This is a genomic window from Kluyvera sp. STS39-E, from assembly GCF_040932435.1.
GTDB lineage: Bacteria > Pseudomonadota > Gammaproteobacteria > Enterobacterales > Enterobacteriaceae > Kluyvera.
The window spans coordinates 92783-110542 of record NZ_JBFQGA010000002.1; the positions used below are offsets into that span (position 1 = coordinate 92783).

The following is a 17760-nucleotide window of genomic DNA, read 5'->3' on the forward strand; positions in this document are numbered from 1 at the left end:
AAACATAGCGATATCGTCCATATTCAACGGAAGGAATTTAATGAATATCAAAGCATTAGCAAAGAAGTTAAATCTCTCTATCGCTACCGTTTCTCGTGCGCTCAACAATCATCCGGAAGTCAGCGCAGCCACCCAGAAAAGAGTTCGTGAGGCAGCCGATCTCTACGGATACTTACCTAACGCCGCAGGTCGTAATTTACGTAAGGGCAAAGTAAACACCGTTGCGCTACTGCTTCCTTCTGGTGATGGTGATAACTTTTATACCGCCTCATTCTTTATGCGCGTCGCCGCAGGCCTACAAGCGCATCTTCGCCAACAGGATATTGATACGATCCTACACCTAGCGCTCAATGATGCTGACGAACAACTGTGGCTACAAAAGATCATTGAGCAACGTAAAGCGGATGCCGTGATTCTGACAAACACTACGCTGCACGATCCGCGAATTGACTACCTTAGTCGCCATGGATTTCCCTTTGCTACTCTGGGACGAAGCCATACGCTGCAGGGCGAGTTTAACTGGGTCGATCTTGATTTTGCTCACGTGGCGAAAGTGTCGGTTGAGCGAGGTCTACTTGCGGGGTATCAGAATTTTGCGCTTGTCACCCTCGGCAACCAAAGCACCCAAGGTGATATTTTTGCCGAGGCGTGGCGTACGTCACTCTCTCGCCATAATTTACCCATCCATGAAGATTACATATTTTACGGCGACATTAGTGAAGCTTCAGGGTTTGAGGCGCTGCAATATTTCCACTCGCTGACAACACCGCCTGATTACGTTGTGTTTCTGAGCGATTTACAGCTATTAGGCGCCAGTGCTTACTCACAGCAGAAACGCTGGCATATTCCCCTCTTTGCCGGGGTGTTTAGCAGCGATATGTCGGCATTTTTGCCAACGAAACCCACCGGCTTTGAAATTCCTTACCAGCAGTTGGGCTGTGACCTTGCACTGGCTGTTCTTAATGCAATGCAAGAAGGAAGCACCCCACGGCATTCGCTACCCGATCTCACGTTTGTAGAGCGACGCGAACACATCATGCGCTAGTTTGCGCTACAAAAAAATGTCTGTAAGGTCGATGCTCAGTCCTCTAGGTCCCCCTAACTGAGCGGCACTTTTCGCCCGCGTGAACACATGCCTTCTTTGGCTGCGTGGCCCAAAATGCCGTCAATACACTACGCTCGCGGCCAAAGTGCCAGAGGCTTTCACCCATAATTGTCTGTTCTTCTGCCGTTAAAGCTCACCCTTTCAGCTTCGGATCCAGCGCGTCGCGCAGCCCATCGCCCAGCAGGTTAAACGCCAGCACCGTCAGGAAAATCGCCAGCGCCGGGAAGACGGCAACATGCGGCGCAATCACCATATCGGCTCGCGCTTCGTTAAGCATCGCCCCCCACTCCGGTGTTGGTGGCTGTGCGCCAAGGCCTAAGAATGACAGGCTAGCGGCGGAGATGATCGACACGCCGATGCGCATGGTGAAGTAGACCACTATCGATGACACCGTACCGGGCAGAATATGCTGGAAGATAATCACGCTGTCGCTGGCACCAATGCTGCGCGCCGATTCGATAAAGGTTTGCTGCTTGAGTACCAGCGTGTTGCCGCGTACTAGGCGAGCAAAGGCCGGAACGGAAAAAATCGCCACGGCGATAATCACGTTAGTCATGCCGCTGCCCATAATAGCCACCACCGCAATCGCCAGCAAAATGCCGGGGAAAGCAAACAGCACGTCGCAAATACGCATGATAATGCGGTCCCACCAGCCTTCGTAATAGCCCGCCAGTAGGCCCAGCACCGTCCCGATGACGGAACCAATCAGTACGGCGAAGACGCCCGCGGTTAAGGAAATCTGCGCGCCCACCAGCACCCGGCTGAAGATATCGCGGCCCAGTGAGTCCACGCCAAACCAATGCATCAACGACGGGCCTTCGTTCAGGCGATCGTAGTCAAAGTAGTTTTCAGCATCAAACGGCGCAATCCACGGCGCGACCACCGCCACGACAATCAGCAGCAGCACGAAGATACCCGACGCCATGGCGACCGGCTGCTGGCGAAAACGCCGCCAGAACTCACGCCACGGCGTGCGTTGTTTTGCCGTTTGCATCACCGGCATGGCATTGAGTGCAGCCTGTCGACGCCAATTCAATAATCGCACGTTATTTGTACCTGATAGCCGGGTTAATGGCGGCGTAAAGCACGTCCACCACTAAGTTGATAAGAATAAACTCCAACGAAAACAGCAGCACCTCGGCCTGAATCACCGGGTAGTCACGCATCTCCACCGAGTCCACCAGCAGACGCCCAAGCCCCGGCCAGTTAAACACTTTCTCCACCACAATCGAGCCGCCGAGCAGAAAGCCGAACTGGAGCCCCATCATGGTGACGACCGGGATCATAGCGTTGCGCAGCCCGTGTTTGAGCACCACCATCTTTTCGCTCACCCCTTTGGCGCGGGCGGTACGCATATAGTCTTCGTTGAGTACATCAACAAATGAGGCGCGGGTAAAACGCGCCATTACCGAAGCTACAGCTGCGCCCAGCGTGATTGACGGCAGGATATAGTGCTGCCAGCTGTCGGCCCCGACCGTAGGCAGCCAACCCAGTTCGACGGAGAAAATCTGCATGAGCAGCATCCCAAGCGCAAACGCCGGGAAGGAGATCCCGGTGACTGCCAGCGCCATACCTACGCGGTCGGGCCAACGGTTACGCCAGACGGCAGCGGCGATACCAGCCGCCATACCAAACAGTACCGCCCAAACCATACTGGCTAGGGTTAACCAAAGCGTTGGCAGAAAACGGCTCGCAATCTCTTCGGACACCGGGCGACGCGAAACCATCGAGGTGCCAAAATCGCCCTGCACGGCGTGGCTAATGTAGTGCCAAAACTGCACGTACAGCGGCTGATCCAACCCCAGCTGCTGGCGCACCATCGCGATAACCTGCGCGTCAGCTTCCGGTCCGGCAATCAGCCGCGCCGGATCGCCTGGCAGCATATGGACAAATAAAAACACCAGCACGGCCACGATAAACAACGTGGGGATCAGGCCGAGTAGGCGCTTAATGACATAGTTGAGCATGAATCTCCTTGCCGATGGCTCCCTGCTTCATCATGAAGCAGGGAAACAACGTTTACTTCAAATCTGCGTCGTCAAAGCTAAAGCCAGTATCCGGCATAATGTAGAACCCTGACAATGACTTACTGTGTGCGGAAACCAGTTTTTCTACCACCAACGGCACCCACGGCGACTCTTTCCAGATAGTATCCTGAACTTCTTTATAGAGCCGTGCTTTCTCATTACCGTCGGTCGTTTGCAGCGCTGCTATCAGGTCTTTATCGACCTGAGGATTATTGTAGAACGCAGTATTGAATTGGGTTGGCGGCCAGTTAGAAGAAGCGAACAGCGGTGACAATGCCCAGTCAGCTTCACCGGTCGATGCCGTCCAGCCGGTGTAAAACATCCGTACGCCGCTCTCTTTTTGTCCCTTACCTTCTACTTCCGCCGCACGCTGCCCGGCGTCCATCGCCGTTACCTGTGCCTTAATGCCAATTTGCGCCAACTGCTGCTGAGTAAACTGCAGGACCTTTTGCGCGGTGCTGTGATTGTGCGATGACCACAGCGTGGTGCTAAAGCCGTTCGGATAGCCCGCCTCTTTTAGCAGCTCACGCGCTTTTGCCGGGTCATACGGCCATGGCTGATATTGCTGCGAGTAGGCAATAGACGGCGGAACCACGCCGGTGGCGGGTGTGGCATATCCGGCAAAGGCCACCTTCACCAGCGCCTGACGGTTAATCGCGTAGTTGATGGCCTCACGAACTTTGGGATTGTCGAACGGCTTTTGTGTCACGTTCATACTGATGTAACGCTGCATGATTGACGGACTGGCTACCAGTTCAAGCTGGCTATTTTTCGCCAACAGCGCGGCCTGCTCATAAGGGATAGGGAAAGCAAACTGCGCTTCGCCGGTTTGCAGCATCGCCGCGCGGGTATTGTTATCAACCACCGGACGCCAGGTGATGGAGTCGAGCTTCGGCAGCCCCTTTTGCCAGTAGTTGGCAAATTTACTGACCTTCACAAAATCCGTCTGATTCCAGGTATCAAGCTGATACGGCCCGGTACCAACCGGATGGAAGCCAATCTCGTTGCCGTATTTTTTCAGCGCCGCAGGAGAAATCATCGCCGTCGCTGGATGAGCAAGAATATTGATAAACGCTGAGAACGGCTGCTTTAAGGTGATTTTGACCGTGCTGGCGTCTACCGCTTCGGTCTTATCGATATTTTTGTACAGGTTGTAGCGCTTGAGGTGGCTTTCCGGGTTACTGGCGCGGTCGAGGTTTGCTTTTACCGCCTCGGCGTTAAAGTCGGTGCCATCTTGGAATTTCACTCCCTGACGCAGCTTGACGGTATACACTTTGCCGTCATCCGACACGGTATAGCTTTCAGCCAGTACATTTTTAAGCTTCATCTCTTTATCAAGACCGAACAGTCCCTGATAGAAGGATTTCGCCACCGCCTGCGATAGCGTGTCGTTGGCATCATACGGGTCGAGCGTGGTGAAGTTAGAGCCTACCGCCACCACTACATCTTTTGCCGCGAACGCGGGAGAAGCGGCAAGCGCGGACGCTACCCCTAATGCAACCAGCCATTTACGTGAAACGCGTTGTGTCATGTTGTCCCCTGCCTGTCGTTTTGTCGTTTTACTATCGATTTATTAGCGCACTGCCTGCCGGCTCGCGGGCAACAAAGTGCCCTGGCGATACCTGTTGTAAAGCTGTCGGTTCTACTGCCTCGCCCCGTTTGTAAATATTCCCCGGTAGCTCGTCCGACAGCAGCACGCGCTGCGGACGGCGATGTGCAGGATCGGCTACCGGCACCGCGCCCAACAGCTTGCGGGTATACGGATGCTGCGGATTTTCAAAGATAGCGCGGCGCGGGCCAATTTCCACAATTCGCCCACGGTACATCACCGCTACGCGATGGCTAATGCGTTCCACCACCGCCATATCATGTGAGATAAATAAAAAGGCAATGCCCATTTCGCGCTGCAAGGAGAGCAGCAGATTGATGATCTGCGCACGAATTGACACATCCAGCGCCGAGACGGATTCATCGGCTATCACCACCTTTGGCTCTAACGCCAGCGCGCGGGCAATACAGATGCGCTGGCGCTGCCCGCCGGAAAACTCATGCGGGTAGCGCCATGCGTGTTCCGGCATCAGGCCGACGCGCTGCAATAACCATTCGACGCGCTGTTGTAACGCCTCGCCTTCCAACACACCGTGAATACGCAGCGGCTCCATGATAGAGAAGCCGACCGTATGACGCGGGTCGAGCGAAGCGTAAGGATCTTGGAAAATAAACTGGATATCGCGGCGCAGTGGCTGGAGCTGATTCGCACTGAGCGTATCAATGCGCTCGCCATTAAACGTGATAGTGCCGCTTTGCGATTCCACCAGCCGCAGCAACGCCCGCCCGGTGGTCGACTTACCGCAGCCGGACTCACCAACCAGCGATAGCGTTTCTCCCGGCCAAAGATCAAAACTGACGTTTTCCACCGCATGCACCTCCCGGGTCACGCGGTTTAGCAACCCACCGCGCAGTGGAAAGCGGGTCACCAAATTGCGCACCTGAAGAATCGGTTGGCCTTCGACCACCGTGTCTTGGGGCTGAGGGGCAATATGGGGCGCATTAAGTTCAGGGAAACTCTTCGGGAAATCGCTGCCGCGCATGGCACCTAGCCGAGGCACCGCCGCCAGCAGGCGTTTGGTATAGTCGTGCTGCGGCGCATTGAAGATTTCCTCTACGCTGCCGGTTTCTACCGCTTTGCCCTGATGCATCACCAACACCCGATCGGCAATTTCTGCCACCACGCCCATATCGTGGGTAATAAAGATCACCCCCATCGACATCTCTTTTTGCAACACGTCGATAAGCTGGAGAATTTGCGCCTGAATGGTGACATCCAGCGCGGTAGTGGGTTCGTCGGCAATTAACACCGCCGGACGGCACGACAGCGCCATGGCAATCATCACTCGCTGACGCATACCGCCGGAAAGCTGGTGCGGGTAGCGGGATAGCATAGTTTGCGCTTCAGGGATGCGCACTTTATCGAGCGTCTTCTTCGCCTCCGCCAGCGCCGCTTCGCGTCCTAGCCCCTGATGCAGGCGGATCGACTCGGCAATCTGCTCGCCGATAGTAAACACCGGATTCAGCGAGGTCATCGGCTCCTGAAAAATCATCGCAATATCCGCACCGCGTATACCGCGCATTTGCGCCGGCGTCTGCTCAAGCAGGTCGACTACTTCACGATTGCGCCGTCGCAACAGCATTTGCTCACAGGAAATCTGCCCACTGGCCTGCTCCAGCAGCCGCATCAGCGCCAGCGCCGTTACCGATTTCCCTGAACCGGACTCACCGACAATCGCCAGCGTTTCGCCTCGGTTGAGATGAAATGAGAGCTGCTCTACGACGCCAACGGACTGCTTATCCTGACGAAATGCAATGTTCAGATTATGAATACTCAGTACCTGCGAGGCATCAAGCTCAGCGGAATGCGGCACGGTAACTCCTTTTATTCCTTGTAAATACCAATGGTCGGCGTATCGCCAGCGTAGGCCCAAGCACGATACATACCTTCACTGTTAAACGGCAGAACCACGTTGCCCTCACGGTCGATGGCGATAAGTCCGCCGCTGCCGCCGAGCGCTGGAAGTTTTTCCATCACCACTCGTTCGCAGGCTTCGAGCAGGCTGAGGTTGCCGTACTCCATCAATGCCGCGATGTCATAGGCCGCCAGCATGCGGATAAACACCTCACCGGTGCCGGTGCAGGAGACCGCGACGCTGGCATTATTGGCGTAGCACCCTGCGCCCACCAGCGGACTGTCCCCCACTCTGCCGGGAAGCTTATTGGTCATGCCGCCGGTGGAGGTAGCCGCCGCTAGGTTGCCGTCAAAATCCAACGCCACCGCGCCCACGGTGCCCATTTTCTGGCGCTCGTCGAGCGGGGAGCCGTCGTGGTCGAGAATAAACTCGCCGTTGCTGCGGGCTTCCACCAGCTGTTGAAAACGCGTATCGGTGGAGAAAAGGGAATTATGCACCAGCTCCATACCTTGCGATTTGGCAAATGCCTCCGCGCCCTCGCCAATCATCATCACGTGCGGGCTATTTTCCAGCACCAGTCTGGCGGCGAGCACCGGATTGCGCAGGTGCTTGACTCCGGCTACCGCCCCGGCTGCCAGCGAATTGCCGTCCATCACGCAGGCGTCAAGCTCGTGGGTTTCCTCGGCGGTAAATACCGAGCCGATCCCGGCGTTAAACAAAGGACACTCTTCAAGCTGGCGCACCGCTTCGGTAACCGCATCCAGCGCGCAGGCGCCGGACTCCAGCATTTTCTGCACGCTTTCCACGATGTCGGAAAGCGCCGTCACGAACTCGTGTTCTTTCTGTGCCGAAAGCTGATGACGGCTTATCGCTCCCGCGCCGCCGTGAATTGCAATGACTGCCTTGCCCATGCCCAAAAATCCCTCATTTTCTTTATAAATATCATTATAGTGGCTCTTCAACTATATCAATTTTGAATATGTAAAGTGCCATCAGTAATGTGACTGTACACCACAGGTGGCATACAGTCTGCGGGCCTTTTCTGCCATAATGGGCGGATTAGAACGTTTCCCGCAGGAGTTAACTCATGGATTTTACCGCCGGATTGATACCGCTTGATACCGCGCTGACGCAGATGCTTGACCAGATTACCCCGCTGAATACCCGCGAATCGGTGCCACTGCTCCAAGCGTTTGGCCGCATTACGGGCAGCGATATTATTTCTCCACTGGATGTTCCGGGCTTTGATAACTCGGCGATGGATGGTTACGCGGTGCGTCTGTCTGACCTCGCAACCGGTGCGCCGCTGGCAGTGGCGGGTAAAGCTTTTGCCGGGCAGCCGTTCCACGGTGAATGGCCTGTGGGAACCTGTATTCGCATCATGACTGGCGCCCCGGTTCCTCAGGGTTGCGATGCCGTGGTCATGCAAGAAGAGACCGAGCAGACCGACACGGGCGTCCGCATTACCGCTAACGTGCAGCCGGGTCAGAATATCCGTCTGCGTGGCGAAGATATTGCCAACGGCGCGGTGGTGTTCCCCGCAGGAACTCGGCTGACGGTCGCCGAGCTGCCGGTGCTGGCTTCGCTCGGTATCGCTGAAGCCAGCGTCGTGCGCAAGGTTCGCGTTGCACTGTTCTCCACCGGTGACGAGCTCCAACTGCCGGGCCAGCCGCTGGGCGACGGGCAAATCTACGACACTAACCGCTTGGCCGTGCACCTGATGCTCGAACAACTCGGCTGCGAAGTCATTAACCTTGGCATTATTCGCGATGACCCGGAACAGCTGCGTCAGACCTTTATCGAGGCGGATAAACAGGCAGACGTGGTGATAAGCTCCGGCGGCGTATCGGTGGGTGAAGCGGATTACACCAAAACGATTCTCGATGAGCTGGGTGAAATCAGTTTCTGGAAGCTGGCGATTAAACCCGGCAAACCGTTCGCCTTCGGCAAACTCAGTCACAGCTGGTTCTGCGGCCTGCCGGGGAACCCGGTTTCCGCGGCGTTAACCTTCTATCAGCTGGTTCAGCCACTGCTGGCGAAGCTCAGTGCGGGTCATCATGCGACCCAAGCGCCGCGTCTGCGCGTACGCACCACCGATGTCCTGAAAAAATCACCCGGCCGCCTCGACTTCCAGCGTGGGCTGCTGACCCGCAATGAGAATGGTGAGCTGACCGTCGCCACCACCGGCCATCAGGGTTCACATATTTTCAGCTCCTTTAGCCAGGGCAACTGCTTTATCGTGCTGGAGCGCGAACGCGGTCGTGTTGAAGCGGGAGAATGGGTTGAAGTGGAGCCGTTTAACCACCTGCTGGGAGGCCTGTGATGGCTGAGGTGCTTAGCGATAGCGAAATGCTGCGCTACAACCGGCAGATAATCCTGCGTGATTTCGATTTTGACGGCCAGGAGAAGCTAAAATCCTCGCGCGCGTTGGTCGTGGGCCTTGGTGGATTGGGCTGCGCTGCGGCGCCATATCTGGCAGCGGCGGGCGTCGGTCAAATGACGCTACTCGATTTCGACACCGTATCGCTCTCCAATCTGCAACGGCAAACGTTGCACAGCGATGCGACCATCGGTCAGCCGAAAGTGGATTCCGCCCGTGACGCGCTCACGCGAATCAACCCGCACGTCAAGCTGGTCACTGTCAATGCGCTACTTGACGAAGAAGCGCTATCGGCGCTGATTACCGAGCATGACATCGTGCTCGACTGCACCGATAACGTCACCATCCGTAATCAGCTCAATAGCGGCTGCTTCCGGCATAAAACACCGCTTATCTCTGGCGCGGCGATTCGCATGGAAGGGCAGATATCGGTCTTCACCTACGAGGACGGCGAGCCGTGCTATCGCTGCCTGAGCCGTCTGTTTGGCGAGAACGCACTTACCTGCGTGGAAGCCGGCGTGATGTCGCCTTTAGTCGGCGTGATTGGCGCAATGCAGGCGATGGAAGCGATTAAGGTGCTGACGCATTACGGCACGCCTGCGGCTGGGAAACTGGTGATGTATGATGCGATGCGCTGTCAGTTTAGGGAGATGAAGCTGATGCGCAACCCAACGTGCGAGGTGTGCGGGCAGGCTTCGGCGTAACCCTCTCCCCGATGGGGAGAGTCGCGTAGGCCGGATAAGGCAACGCCACCATCCGGCAATCTGCACCGTTGTGCCTGATGACGCTGCGCTTATCAGGCAGACAAATCCACATGCATCTGCGCCAACTGGCAATATTTACAGCGACGTGCGTCCAAACGCCGTCTGCCAGTCTTGCTCAAACTTCACGATCGCCGCATCAACCGCCGGGTAGCTAATTAACTGCTGCGCCACGTCCAGCGGCAGCGTAATAGATTGGCAGCCTGCCAGCAGGCAATCTAGCGCCTGGCGTGGGGTTTTAAAGCTTGCCGCTAACACTTTTGCCTGCGGTGCATGCAGGGTCAGCAGATCTTGTAATTCGCAAACGGTCTGAATGCCATTCCCCCCCTGCGCATCAACGCGATTCACATAAGGCGCCACATACTCCGCACCCGCCAGCGCCGACAACAGCCCCTGCGCCGCGCCATATACAGCGGTGCCTAACGTTGGTATGCCCTCAGCTTTGAGTAATTTAATCGCCGCCAACCCTTCTGCCGTCACCGGCACTTTCACCACCAGATCGGGAATAATCGCCCGCAGCTTGTGCGCATCAGCCACCATGCCATCGGCGGTCGTCGCCATCACCTGCGCAAATAAACGCCCTTTTCCACCCATGGCGTCCAGTAGCTCTGGCAGCAGCGCATCCAGCGGTTTTTTTCCCGCCGCAACGATGCTGGGGTTCGTCGTTACGCCCGCCAGCGGAAATACGCGCGCCAGCTTCTTTACCGCCGCAACGTCTGAAGTGTCGAGATAGAGTTCCATGATGTGTCCTTAAACCGTGATATTGAGCATGGAATAACACTACCACAGCAAAACCTCCGCTTAAGTTGACGCACATCAAAATAACTTTCATTCGAAAGTATTTTAATCTTTATACGAAAGAAGAGGACTGCATATGATTTTCAACATTCAGCGCTATTCTACCCACGATGGTCCAGGCATCCGCACCGTTGTTTTCCTTAAGGGCTGCTCGCTTGGCTGCCGCTGGTGCCAAAACCCGGAAAGCCGCGCCAGAGAACAAGATGTGTTGTTTGATCCACGTCTGTGCCTTGAAGGCTGTGACCTGTGTCAGAAGGCTGCGCCAGCGGTGATTGAACGCGTCATCAGCGGGCTGGTTATCCATCGGGAAAAGCTGGATGCGGAAACTCTGCATACCCTAAAAGAGTGCTGCCCAACCCAGGCACTCACCGTCTGTGGTGAAGAAAAGAGCGTCGACGAGATTATGGCCACCGTGCTGCGCGACAAACCTTTCTACGACCGTAGCGGCGGCGGCATGACCTTATCCGGCGGCGAGCCGTTCATGAACCCGGAGCTGGCACTTCAGCTATTAAAAAGCGCGCATGAAAACGGCATCCACACGGCGGTGGAAACCTGCTTGCACGTGCCGTGGCGCTATCTGGAACCGGCGCTGCCTTATATCGACCTGTTTCTGGCCGACTTAAAACACGTGGATGAAGCCCGCTTTAAGCAGTGGACCGATGGCTCTGCCAAACGCGTGCTCGATAACCTGCAACGCCTGTCCGCTGCGGGAAAACAGATGACTCTGCGCGTCCCGCTGATTCAGGGCTTTAACGCCGATGAAGAGTCAATTAAAGCCATCACCCGTTTTGCCGCCGATAAGCTATCCGGCGTGCGTGATATCCATTTTCTGCCTTACCACACGCTGGGCATCAACAAGTATGCGCTGCTCGGCCAACCCTACTTTGCACCCGATAAGCCGCTGAACGACCCGGCGCTGTTGGATTTTGCCCAACGGTACGCCCATGACAATGGGTTAACGGCGACACTACGAGGATAAAACTGATGACCACGCTGACTCTCGATAAATTGACCGCCCGCATTCAGGCCCATAAAAACGCGCTGGTGCACATCGTGAAGCCGCCGGTATGTACCGAACGCGCACTCCACTACACGCAGGCTTACCAGCAGCATCTCGATAAGCCCATCCCCGTTCGTCGCGCGCTCGCACTGGCGCAGCACCTAGCGGAACGTACCATCTGGATCAAGCATGACGAGCTGATTATCGGCAACCAGGCCTCCGAAGTTCGCGCAGCGCCAATCTTCCCGGAATATACCGTTAGCTGGATTGAGAAAGAGATCGATGATTTAGCCGATCGTCCTGGCGCGGGCTTTGCCGTTAGCGAAGAAAATAAGCGCGTACTGCACGAAGTATGCCCATGGTGGCGCGGCCAGACCGTGCAGGATCGCTGCTACGGCATGTTTACTGACGAACAAAAAGCGCTGCTGGCAACCGGGATCATCAAAGCGGAAGGCAATATGACCTCCGGCGATGCGCACCTGGCCGTCAACTTCCCGCTGCTGCTGGAGAAAGGTCTCGACGGTATGCGCGCCAAAGTTGCCGAGCGTCGTACCCGCATTAACCTGACCGTGCTGGAAGATTTGCACGGTGAACAGTTCCTGAAAGCAATTGATATTGTGCTCAACGCGGTCAGCTTGCACATTGTGCGCTTCGCGGAACTGGCCCGCCAGATGGCCTGTGAAGAGGTGCGCGAAAGCCGCCGTGACGAGCTGCTAGCAATGGCCGACAACTGTGAAGTGATTGCCCACCAGCCGCCAAAAACATTTTGGCAGGCGCTGCAGCTGTGCTACTTCATCCAACTGATTCTGCAAATTGAATCCAACGGCCACTCGGTGTCGTTCGGGCGTATGGACCAGTATCTCTATCCGTACTATCGCCGCGACGTTGAATTAGAACAGTCGTTGGGACGCGAGCAGGCCATTGAGCTGCTGCACAGCTGCTGGTTGAAGCTGCTGGAAGTGAACAAAATCCGCTCCGGCTCGCACTCGAAGGCTTCCGCAGGTAGTCCGCTGTATCAGAACGTCACCATTGGCGGGCAGAAGCTACAAAACGGCGAAGCGCAGGACGCGGTGAACCCGCTCTCCTACGCTATTCTCGAATCCTGCGGCCGTCTGCGCTCCACTCAGCCAAACCTGAGCGTGCGCTACCATGCGGGAATGAGCAGCGACTTCCTCGACGCCTGTGTACAGGTGATCCGCTGCGGCTTCGGGATGCCGGCGTTTAACAACGATGAAATCGTGATCCCTGAATTCATTAAGCTGGGCATTGAGCCTGAAGATGCTTACGACTATGCGGCAATCGGCTGCATCGAAACCGCCGTCGGCGGCAAATGGGGTTACCGTTGCACCGGCATGAGTTTTATCAACTTTGCCCGCGTGATGCTGGCTGCGATGGAAGGCGGTCGTGACGCCACCAGCGGTCAGGTATTCCTGCCGCAAGAGCATGCGCTGTCTCAAGGCAACTTCACCAACTTCGAGCAAATGCTGGCCGATTGGGATACGCAGATCCGCTACTACACCCGCAAATCTATTGAGATTGAGTACGTGGTCGATACCATGCTGGAAGAAAACGTCCACGATATTCTGTGCTCGGCGCTGGTGGATGACTGCATCGAACGAGCAAAAAGCATCAAAGAAGGCGGCGCGAAGTATGACTGGGTTTCCGGACTGCAGGTGGGCATCGCCAACCTCGGTAACAGCTTGGCTGCGGTGAAAAAACTGGTCTTCGACCAGGGGATCATTGGTCAGCAGGCGCTGGCGAAAGCGCTGGCAGAAGACTACGACGGCCTGACTCACGAACAATTGCGCCAGCGTTTGATCAACGGCGCGCCGAAATACGGCAATGATGATGACAGCGTTGATACCCTGCTGGCACGCGCTTACCAGACCTATATCGACGAGCTGAAGCAGTATCACAACCCGCGCTACGGTCGCGGTCCGATTGGCGGCAACTACTACGCGGGCACGTCCTCCATTTCGGCAAACGTGCCGTTTGGTGCGCAAACCATGGCAACGCCGGATGGCCGTAAAGCGAAAACTCCGCTGGCGGAAGGCGCAAGCCCGGCTTCTGGTACCGACCACCTCGGTCCCACGGCGGTTATTAGTTCCGTTGGCAAACTGCCCACTTCGGCGATTCTCGGCGGTGTGCTGTTAAACCAGAAGCTGAACCCGGCAACGCTTGAAAACGAGAGCGATAAACAAAAGCTGATGGCGCTGCTACGCACCTTCTTCGAGGTGCACAAAGGCTGGCATATTCAGTACAACATCGTGTCGCGTGAAACGCTGCTTGAGGCGAAAAAACATCCGGATCAGTATCGTGATTTAGTGGTGCGTGTGGCGGGGTATTCGGCGTTCTTTACCGCCCTGTCGCCAGATGCGCAGGACGATATTATCGCGCGTACCGAGCATACGCTGTAGGTTTGGAGCTATCCCCTCACCCTAACCCTCTCCCCAAAGGGGAGAGGGAACCGATTGGTGCCGTTAGTCAATTTCCCCCTCCGCGCTGCCAGAGGGCTCCGGTTTTCTCCCTCTCCCTTTTAGGGAGAGGGCCGGGGTGAGGGTCCTGCGCACATGCATCCCCATCGCCTCTCCCTTTCGAATGAAATAAATTTGTGCTTTAGCTCACATTGTAATTAAATTGCTGCTGGCCGGATTTACCCCAGGAGCATCTCGTATGACCGTTAAAGTTATCGTCACTGATATGGACGGAACTTTTCTTAATGACGCCAAGACCTATGACCGCACGCGGTTTCTGGCGCAGTTTGAACAGCTTCAACAGCGTGGCATTGAATTCGTCGTCGCCAGCGGCAACCAGTATTATCAGCTCATCACCTTCTTCCCCGAAATCCGCGACCGCATCTCCTTTGTCGCTGAAAACGGCGCGCTGGTGTATGAACACGGCCAAGAGCTGTTTCACGGCGAGCTAACCCGCCACGAGTCACAAACGGTATTTACCGAGCTCCTTAAAGATCCGCAGCTGAAATTTGTCGCCTGTGGGCTGGAAAGCGCCTACATCAGCGAAAGCGCGCCGGATGACCTTGTCGCACTGATGTCTAAGCATTATTACCGCTTAAAACGCGTGGCTAGCTACCACGATATTGACGATAAAATCTTTAAATTCTCCCTAAATCTGCCAGACAGTGATATTCCCGGTCTGGTCGATAAGCTGCACGTGTCGCTGGATGGCATTATGAAACCAGTAACCAGCGGCTTCGGTTTTGTTGACCTGATTATTCCGGGTCTGCATAAAGCCAACGGCATCAGTCGTCTGTTGCAACGCTGGCAGATTTCGCCGCAAGAGTGTGTGGCAATTGGCGACAGTGACAACGATGCCGAGATGTTGAAGCTGGTGAAATACGCCTTTGCCATGGACAACGCCGCCAACAGCATTAAGGCCATTGCCGATTATCGGACCGACGATAACAACCACAACGGCGCGCTGAACGTGATTCAAGCCGTGCTGGACGGAACAACCCCCTTCTAAGTCGTAGGCCGGATAAGGCAAAGCCGCCATCCGGCAAAGTTCACGATTCTGCCGGATGGCGGCTTTGCCTTATCCGGCCTACATCCCACTCCCACTCCCACCCCGCCTAAAATTTAAACTTGCATTAACTTTATTTTAACTTACATTATCACCTGTAATGCATTTTACTTTCGAATGAAAGATTACGAGGTTGATATGACGGTTACCTTTACCCACGAAACGCTCCCTGCCGATCCAAAAGCGGCGATTCGCCAAATGAAGCAAACGCTGCGTACGCAAATTGGCGACGTGCAGGCGGTGTTCGACCGCCTGAGCGCCAGAATAGAGGCCCGCGTGGCGGAAATTAACGCCCTGAAAGCACAGGGAAAGCCGGTATGGCCAGAGATTGCGTTTGCCGATATCGCGGCGGGACGCATCAGCGACGCCACGCGTGCCGAGGTTAAACGTCGGGGATGCGCGGTGATTAAAGCTCACTTCCCGCGCGAACAGGCGCTGGCGTGGGATCGTTCAATGCTCGACTATCTCGACCTCAACCATTTTGACGATGTTTATAAGGGCCCCGGCGACGCTTTTTTTGGCTCGCTCGACGCCTCACGTCCGGAAATCTACCCGATCTACTGGTCACAGGCGCAAATGCAGGCACGCCAGAGTTCGGAGATGGCACAGGCGCAGTCATTTTTAAATCGCCTGTGGCAGGTTTCGAGCGACGGCAAGCAGTGGTTTAACCCGGATATTAGCGTCATTTATCCGGATCGTATTCGCCGCCGCCCACCGGGCACCACTTCTAAAGGGCTGGGGGCACATACCGATTCCGGCGCATTAGAGCGCTGGCTGCTGCCGGCCTACCAAAATGTCTTCGCCAACGTATTTAACGGTAACGTGGACCAGTACGATCCGTGGAACGCGGCGCATCGTACCGAGGTGGAAGAGTATACGGTAGATAACACCACCAAATGTTCGGTATTCCGTACCTTCCAAGGCTGGACGGCGCTGTCGGATATGATCCCAGACCAGGGGCTTTTGCATGTCGTTCCCATTCCAGAAGCAATGGCCTACGTACTGCTCCGCCCGCTGCTCGACGATGTACCGGACGATGAGCTGTGCGGCGTAGCGCCAGGAAGAGTGCTGCCGATTTCTGAGAAGTGGCACCCGCTGCTGATAAGCGTGCTAACCTCGATTCCGGCGCTGGAAGCGGGAGATTCGGTGTGGTGGCACTGCGATGTGATCCACTCGGTGGCGGCGGTAGAAAACCAGCAAGGCTGGGGCAACGTGATGTATATCCCCGCCGCCCCAATGTGCGCGAAAAATCTCGCCTATGCCCATAAGGTCAGGGCGGCGCTGGAGCGCGGCGCATCACCGGGAGATTTCCCACGCGAAGATTATGAAGCCAACTGGCAGGGCCGTTTTACGCTTGCCGATTTGAATATTCACGGTAAGCGCGCACTCGGCATCGATATCTGATTGTCATACAAGCCTTCCCGCTCCACGGCGGTGTGCCCTTTGCCTGGGCGCACTCGCCGCACCGACTCGCGCACCGCCAAACGACCATAAAGCAATAGCGACCCCACCGGCGCTTCTGGGCGGATCAGCCGCTGTTGCAGCATTTGCACCGCCTCCACGCCCAGTTCGTCACGCGGTACGTGCACCGCGGTCAGCGGCACATCTTCAATTGCCGCCAGATTAAAGCCATCGATGCTCATCACCGACATATCCTGCGGCACCCGCAGCCCACGCTGGCGCAGAGCGTTGATGGTGCCCGCCGCCATAAAATCACCGCCAACCAAACACGCCGTGGGCAGCGCTTTAGCATCGAGGGTATCGAGCCAGGCTCCCACTTTCTCTTCCGCCTCTTTGGCGCTGAAGCTACTGATGTTGAGCAGGTCGCGGTCGTGCTGGAAATCGAGGTTGTGCTGTCGCCAAGATTCCTTAATTCCTGCCAGCCGCTGCTCCATCGTGTAGCGGCGCAAACACATCACGTTCATCACTTCACGATGTCCCATTTCGAACAAGTAACGGGCGGCAAAGGCGCCGATCATTCGGTGATCCGGAGCGATAGCTGGCAGCCGCATGCGTGAGTCCCGACAGTTGATCAGCACACAGGGCTTGCCGAGATCCGCCGCCAGATCGTGAATATGCGGATCGTCAATTCCCAACAGAATCGCCGCCTGGGTTTCCGGTTCATTCATCCGCGAGAGAAACAGCGCTGGATCGCTGTCGTTTTCTTCCAGCGCGCAGTAGCGCAGCCGCACCTCATGAGCCGACAGCGCCTTGCTGATGCTTTGGATAACGCGGTAGTAAAAGATATCCGAGCGCTCATCAAATGCCCGGGGCGGCGCAAAGACAATCAGGCTATTTAGCAGCATTCGTCCCGCGGCCATCCCATCCATCACCCCCAATTCACGCGCGCAGGCCAGCACCTGTTCACGAGCACGCGGACTGGTGTTGGCCTTCCCTGCCAGCACCCGCGAAACGGTGCTGGCGGACAGCCCGGTGCGCGCGGAAATTTCGGCAATTTTCAGCTTCTTTTCCATTTTGTGATCTGCCTCTAATTCGAAAATGAAAGAATTTTCATGACTAGAAAACCTTACGTTTCCTGACCTGAAATAGATATTCGTAATGTATCTCAGCCACTCATGAAAAAACGTGCACCAAACCTGCTTTCCCGGGTTTTTGTTCTCTTCTATGGTGAATTGGTAGAACAACTTCCATACAAGAATGATGGATCATCATAAAAATAATATC

Annotated in this window: 14 protein-coding genes; 7 read left to right on the forward strand and 7 right to left on the reverse strand. The window is 55.8% G+C overall.

Annotation, left to right across the window (positions count from 1 at the left end):
- The first annotated feature begins 40 nt into the window (after positions 1-40).
- Positions 41-1045 carry a LacI family DNA-binding transcriptional regulator gene (locus AB4K05_RS04005; RefSeq protein WP_368478729.1) on the forward strand — a complete coding sequence of 335 codons (1005 nt, stop codon included), beginning with the start codon at positions 41-43 and terminating at the stop codon, positions 1043-1045.
- A 193-nt stretch (positions 1046-1238) separates the two neighbouring features.
- Here the strand turns inward: AB4K05_RS04005 and gsiD are convergent, their stop codons facing one another.
- Genes gsiD through iaaA form a run of 5 tightly spaced genes read right to left on the reverse strand, consistent with a single transcriptional unit; the run spans position 1239 to position 7507 of the window.
- On the reverse strand, positions 1239-2150 hold the full coding sequence (gsiD, locus tag AB4K05_RS04010; protein WP_368478730.1) for a glutathione ABC transporter permease GsiD: 912 nt from the start codon (positions 2148-2150) through the stop codon (positions 1239-1241).
- 1 nt (position 2151) lies between these two features.
- Positions 2152-3072 carry a glutathione ABC transporter permease GsiC gene (gene gsiC / locus AB4K05_RS04015; RefSeq protein ID WP_368478731.1) on the reverse strand — a complete coding sequence of 307 codons (921 nt, stop codon included), beginning with the start codon at positions 3070-3072 and terminating at the stop codon, positions 2152-2154.
- A gap of 52 nt (positions 3073-3124) precedes the next feature.
- Positions 3125-4663, reverse strand: a complete 1539-nt coding sequence (gsiB, locus tag AB4K05_RS04020; protein ID WP_368478732.1) for a glutathione ABC transporter substrate-binding protein GsiB — start codon at positions 4661-4663, stop codon at positions 3125-3127.
- Between the two features lie 31 nt (positions 4664-4694).
- Positions 4695-6554 carry a glutathione ABC transporter ATP-binding protein GsiA gene (gene gsiA / locus AB4K05_RS04025; protein ID WP_368478733.1) on the reverse strand — a complete coding sequence of 620 codons (1860 nt, stop codon included), beginning with the start codon at positions 6552-6554 and terminating at the stop codon, positions 4695-4697.
- A gap of 11 nt (positions 6555-6565) precedes the next feature.
- Positions 6566-7507, reverse strand: coding sequence for a beta-aspartyl-peptidase (gene iaaA, locus AB4K05_RS04030; protein WP_368478734.1), 942 nt, complete (start codon positions 7505-7507; stop codon positions 6566-6568).
- Between the two features lie 176 nt (positions 7508-7683).
- Between iaaA and moeA the strand changes: the two genes are divergently transcribed.
- Together moeA and moeB are read left to right on the forward strand one after the other, a co-directional pair.
- Positions 7684-8919, forward strand: a complete 1236-nt coding sequence (moeA, locus tag AB4K05_RS04035) for a molybdopterin molybdotransferase MoeA (protein WP_368478735.1) — start codon at positions 7684-7686, stop codon at positions 8917-8919.
- On the forward strand, positions 8919-9680 hold the full coding sequence (gene moeB, locus AB4K05_RS04040) for a molybdopterin-synthase adenylyltransferase MoeB (protein ID WP_368478736.1): 762 nt from the start codon (positions 8919-8921) through the stop codon (positions 9678-9680). Before moeA ends, moeB begins: the two co-directional genes overlap by 1 nt.
- Before the next feature lie 135 nt (positions 9681-9815).
- Here moeB and fsa read toward each other — a convergent pair whose 3' ends face one another.
- A complete protein-coding gene (gene fsa / locus AB4K05_RS04045; RefSeq protein ID WP_368478737.1) occupies positions 9816-10478 on the reverse strand; it encodes a fructose-6-phosphate aldolase in 663 nt (220 codons plus the stop codon).
- 133 nt (positions 10479-10611) lie between these two features.
- Between fsa and AB4K05_RS04050 the strand changes: the two genes are divergently transcribed.
- From AB4K05_RS04050 to AB4K05_RS04065, 4 genes are all read left to right on the forward strand, one after another.
- Positions 10612-11514 carry a glycyl-radical enzyme activating protein gene (locus tag AB4K05_RS04050; RefSeq protein ID WP_368478738.1) on the forward strand — a complete coding sequence of 301 codons (903 nt, stop codon included), beginning with the start codon at positions 10612-10614 and terminating at the stop codon, positions 11512-11514.
- A gap of 5 nt (positions 11515-11519) precedes the next feature.
- Complete coding sequence (locus AB4K05_RS04055) at positions 11520-13952, forward strand: formate C-acetyltransferase/glycerol dehydratase family glycyl radical enzyme (protein ID WP_368478739.1); 2433 nt, start codon at positions 11520-11522, stop codon at positions 13950-13952.
- A 256-nt stretch (positions 13953-14208) separates the two neighbouring features.
- On the forward strand, positions 14209-15018 hold the full coding sequence (locus AB4K05_RS04060; protein ID WP_368478740.1) for a Cof-type HAD-IIB family hydrolase: 810 nt from the start codon (positions 14209-14211) through the stop codon (positions 15016-15018).
- A 195-nt stretch (positions 15019-15213) separates the two neighbouring features.
- Complete coding sequence (locus AB4K05_RS04065; RefSeq protein WP_368479155.1) at positions 15214-16479, forward strand: DUF1479 domain-containing protein; 1266 nt, start codon at positions 15214-15216, stop codon at positions 16477-16479.
- On the opposite strand, the gene AB4K05_RS04070 is transcribed toward AB4K05_RS04065, so the two are convergent.
- Complete coding sequence (locus tag AB4K05_RS04070) at positions 16446-17549, reverse strand: LacI family DNA-binding transcriptional regulator (protein WP_368478741.1); 1104 nt, start codon at positions 17547-17549, stop codon at positions 16446-16448. The two genes, AB4K05_RS04065 and AB4K05_RS04070, sit on opposite strands and share 34 nt — an antisense overlap.
- Between the last annotated feature and the right edge of the window lie 211 nt (positions 17550-17760).

Bases quoted from the DNA above. Each gene is read 5' to 3' on its own strand.
- AB4K05_RS04005 (WP_368478729.1), top strand. From the start codon at position 41: ATGAATATCAAAGCATTAGCAAAGAAGTTAAATCTCTCTATCGCTACC.
- gsiC (WP_368478731.1), bottom strand. From the start codon at position 3,072: ATGCTCAACTATGTCATTAAGCGCCTACTCGGCCTGATCCCCACGTTG.
- gsiB (WP_368478732.1), bottom strand. From the start codon at position 4,663: ATGACACAACGCGTTTCACGTAAATGGCTGGTTGCATTAGGGGTAGCG.
- iaaA (WP_368478734.1), bottom strand. From the start codon at position 7,507: ATGGGCAAGGCAGTCATTGCAATTCACGGCGGCGCGGGAGCGATAAGC.
- moeA (WP_368478735.1), top strand. From the start codon at position 7,684: ATGGATTTTACCGCCGGATTGATACCGCTTGATACCGCGCTGACGCAG.
- moeB (WP_368478736.1), top strand. From the start codon at position 8,919: ATGGCTGAGGTGCTTAGCGATAGCGAAATGCTGCGCTACAACCGGCAG.
- fsa (WP_368478737.1), bottom strand. From the start codon at position 10,478: ATGGAACTCTATCTCGACACTTCAGACGTTGCGGCGGTAAAGAAGCTG.
- AB4K05_RS04050 (WP_368478738.1), top strand. From the start codon at position 10,612: ATGATTTTCAACATTCAGCGCTATTCTACCCACGATGGTCCAGGCATC.
- AB4K05_RS04055 (WP_368478739.1), top strand. From the start codon at position 11,520: ATGACCACGCTGACTCTCGATAAATTGACCGCCCGCATTCAGGCCCAT.
- AB4K05_RS04060 (WP_368478740.1), top strand. From the start codon at position 14,209: ATGACCGTTAAAGTTATCGTCACTGATATGGACGGAACTTTTCTTAAT.
- AB4K05_RS04065 (WP_368479155.1), top strand. From the start codon at position 15,214: ATGACGGTTACCTTTACCCACGAAACGCTCCCTGCCGATCCAAAAGCG.
- AB4K05_RS04070 (WP_368478741.1), bottom strand. From the start codon at position 17,549: ATGGAAAAGAAGCTGAAAATTGCCGAAATTTCCGCGCGCACCGGGCTG.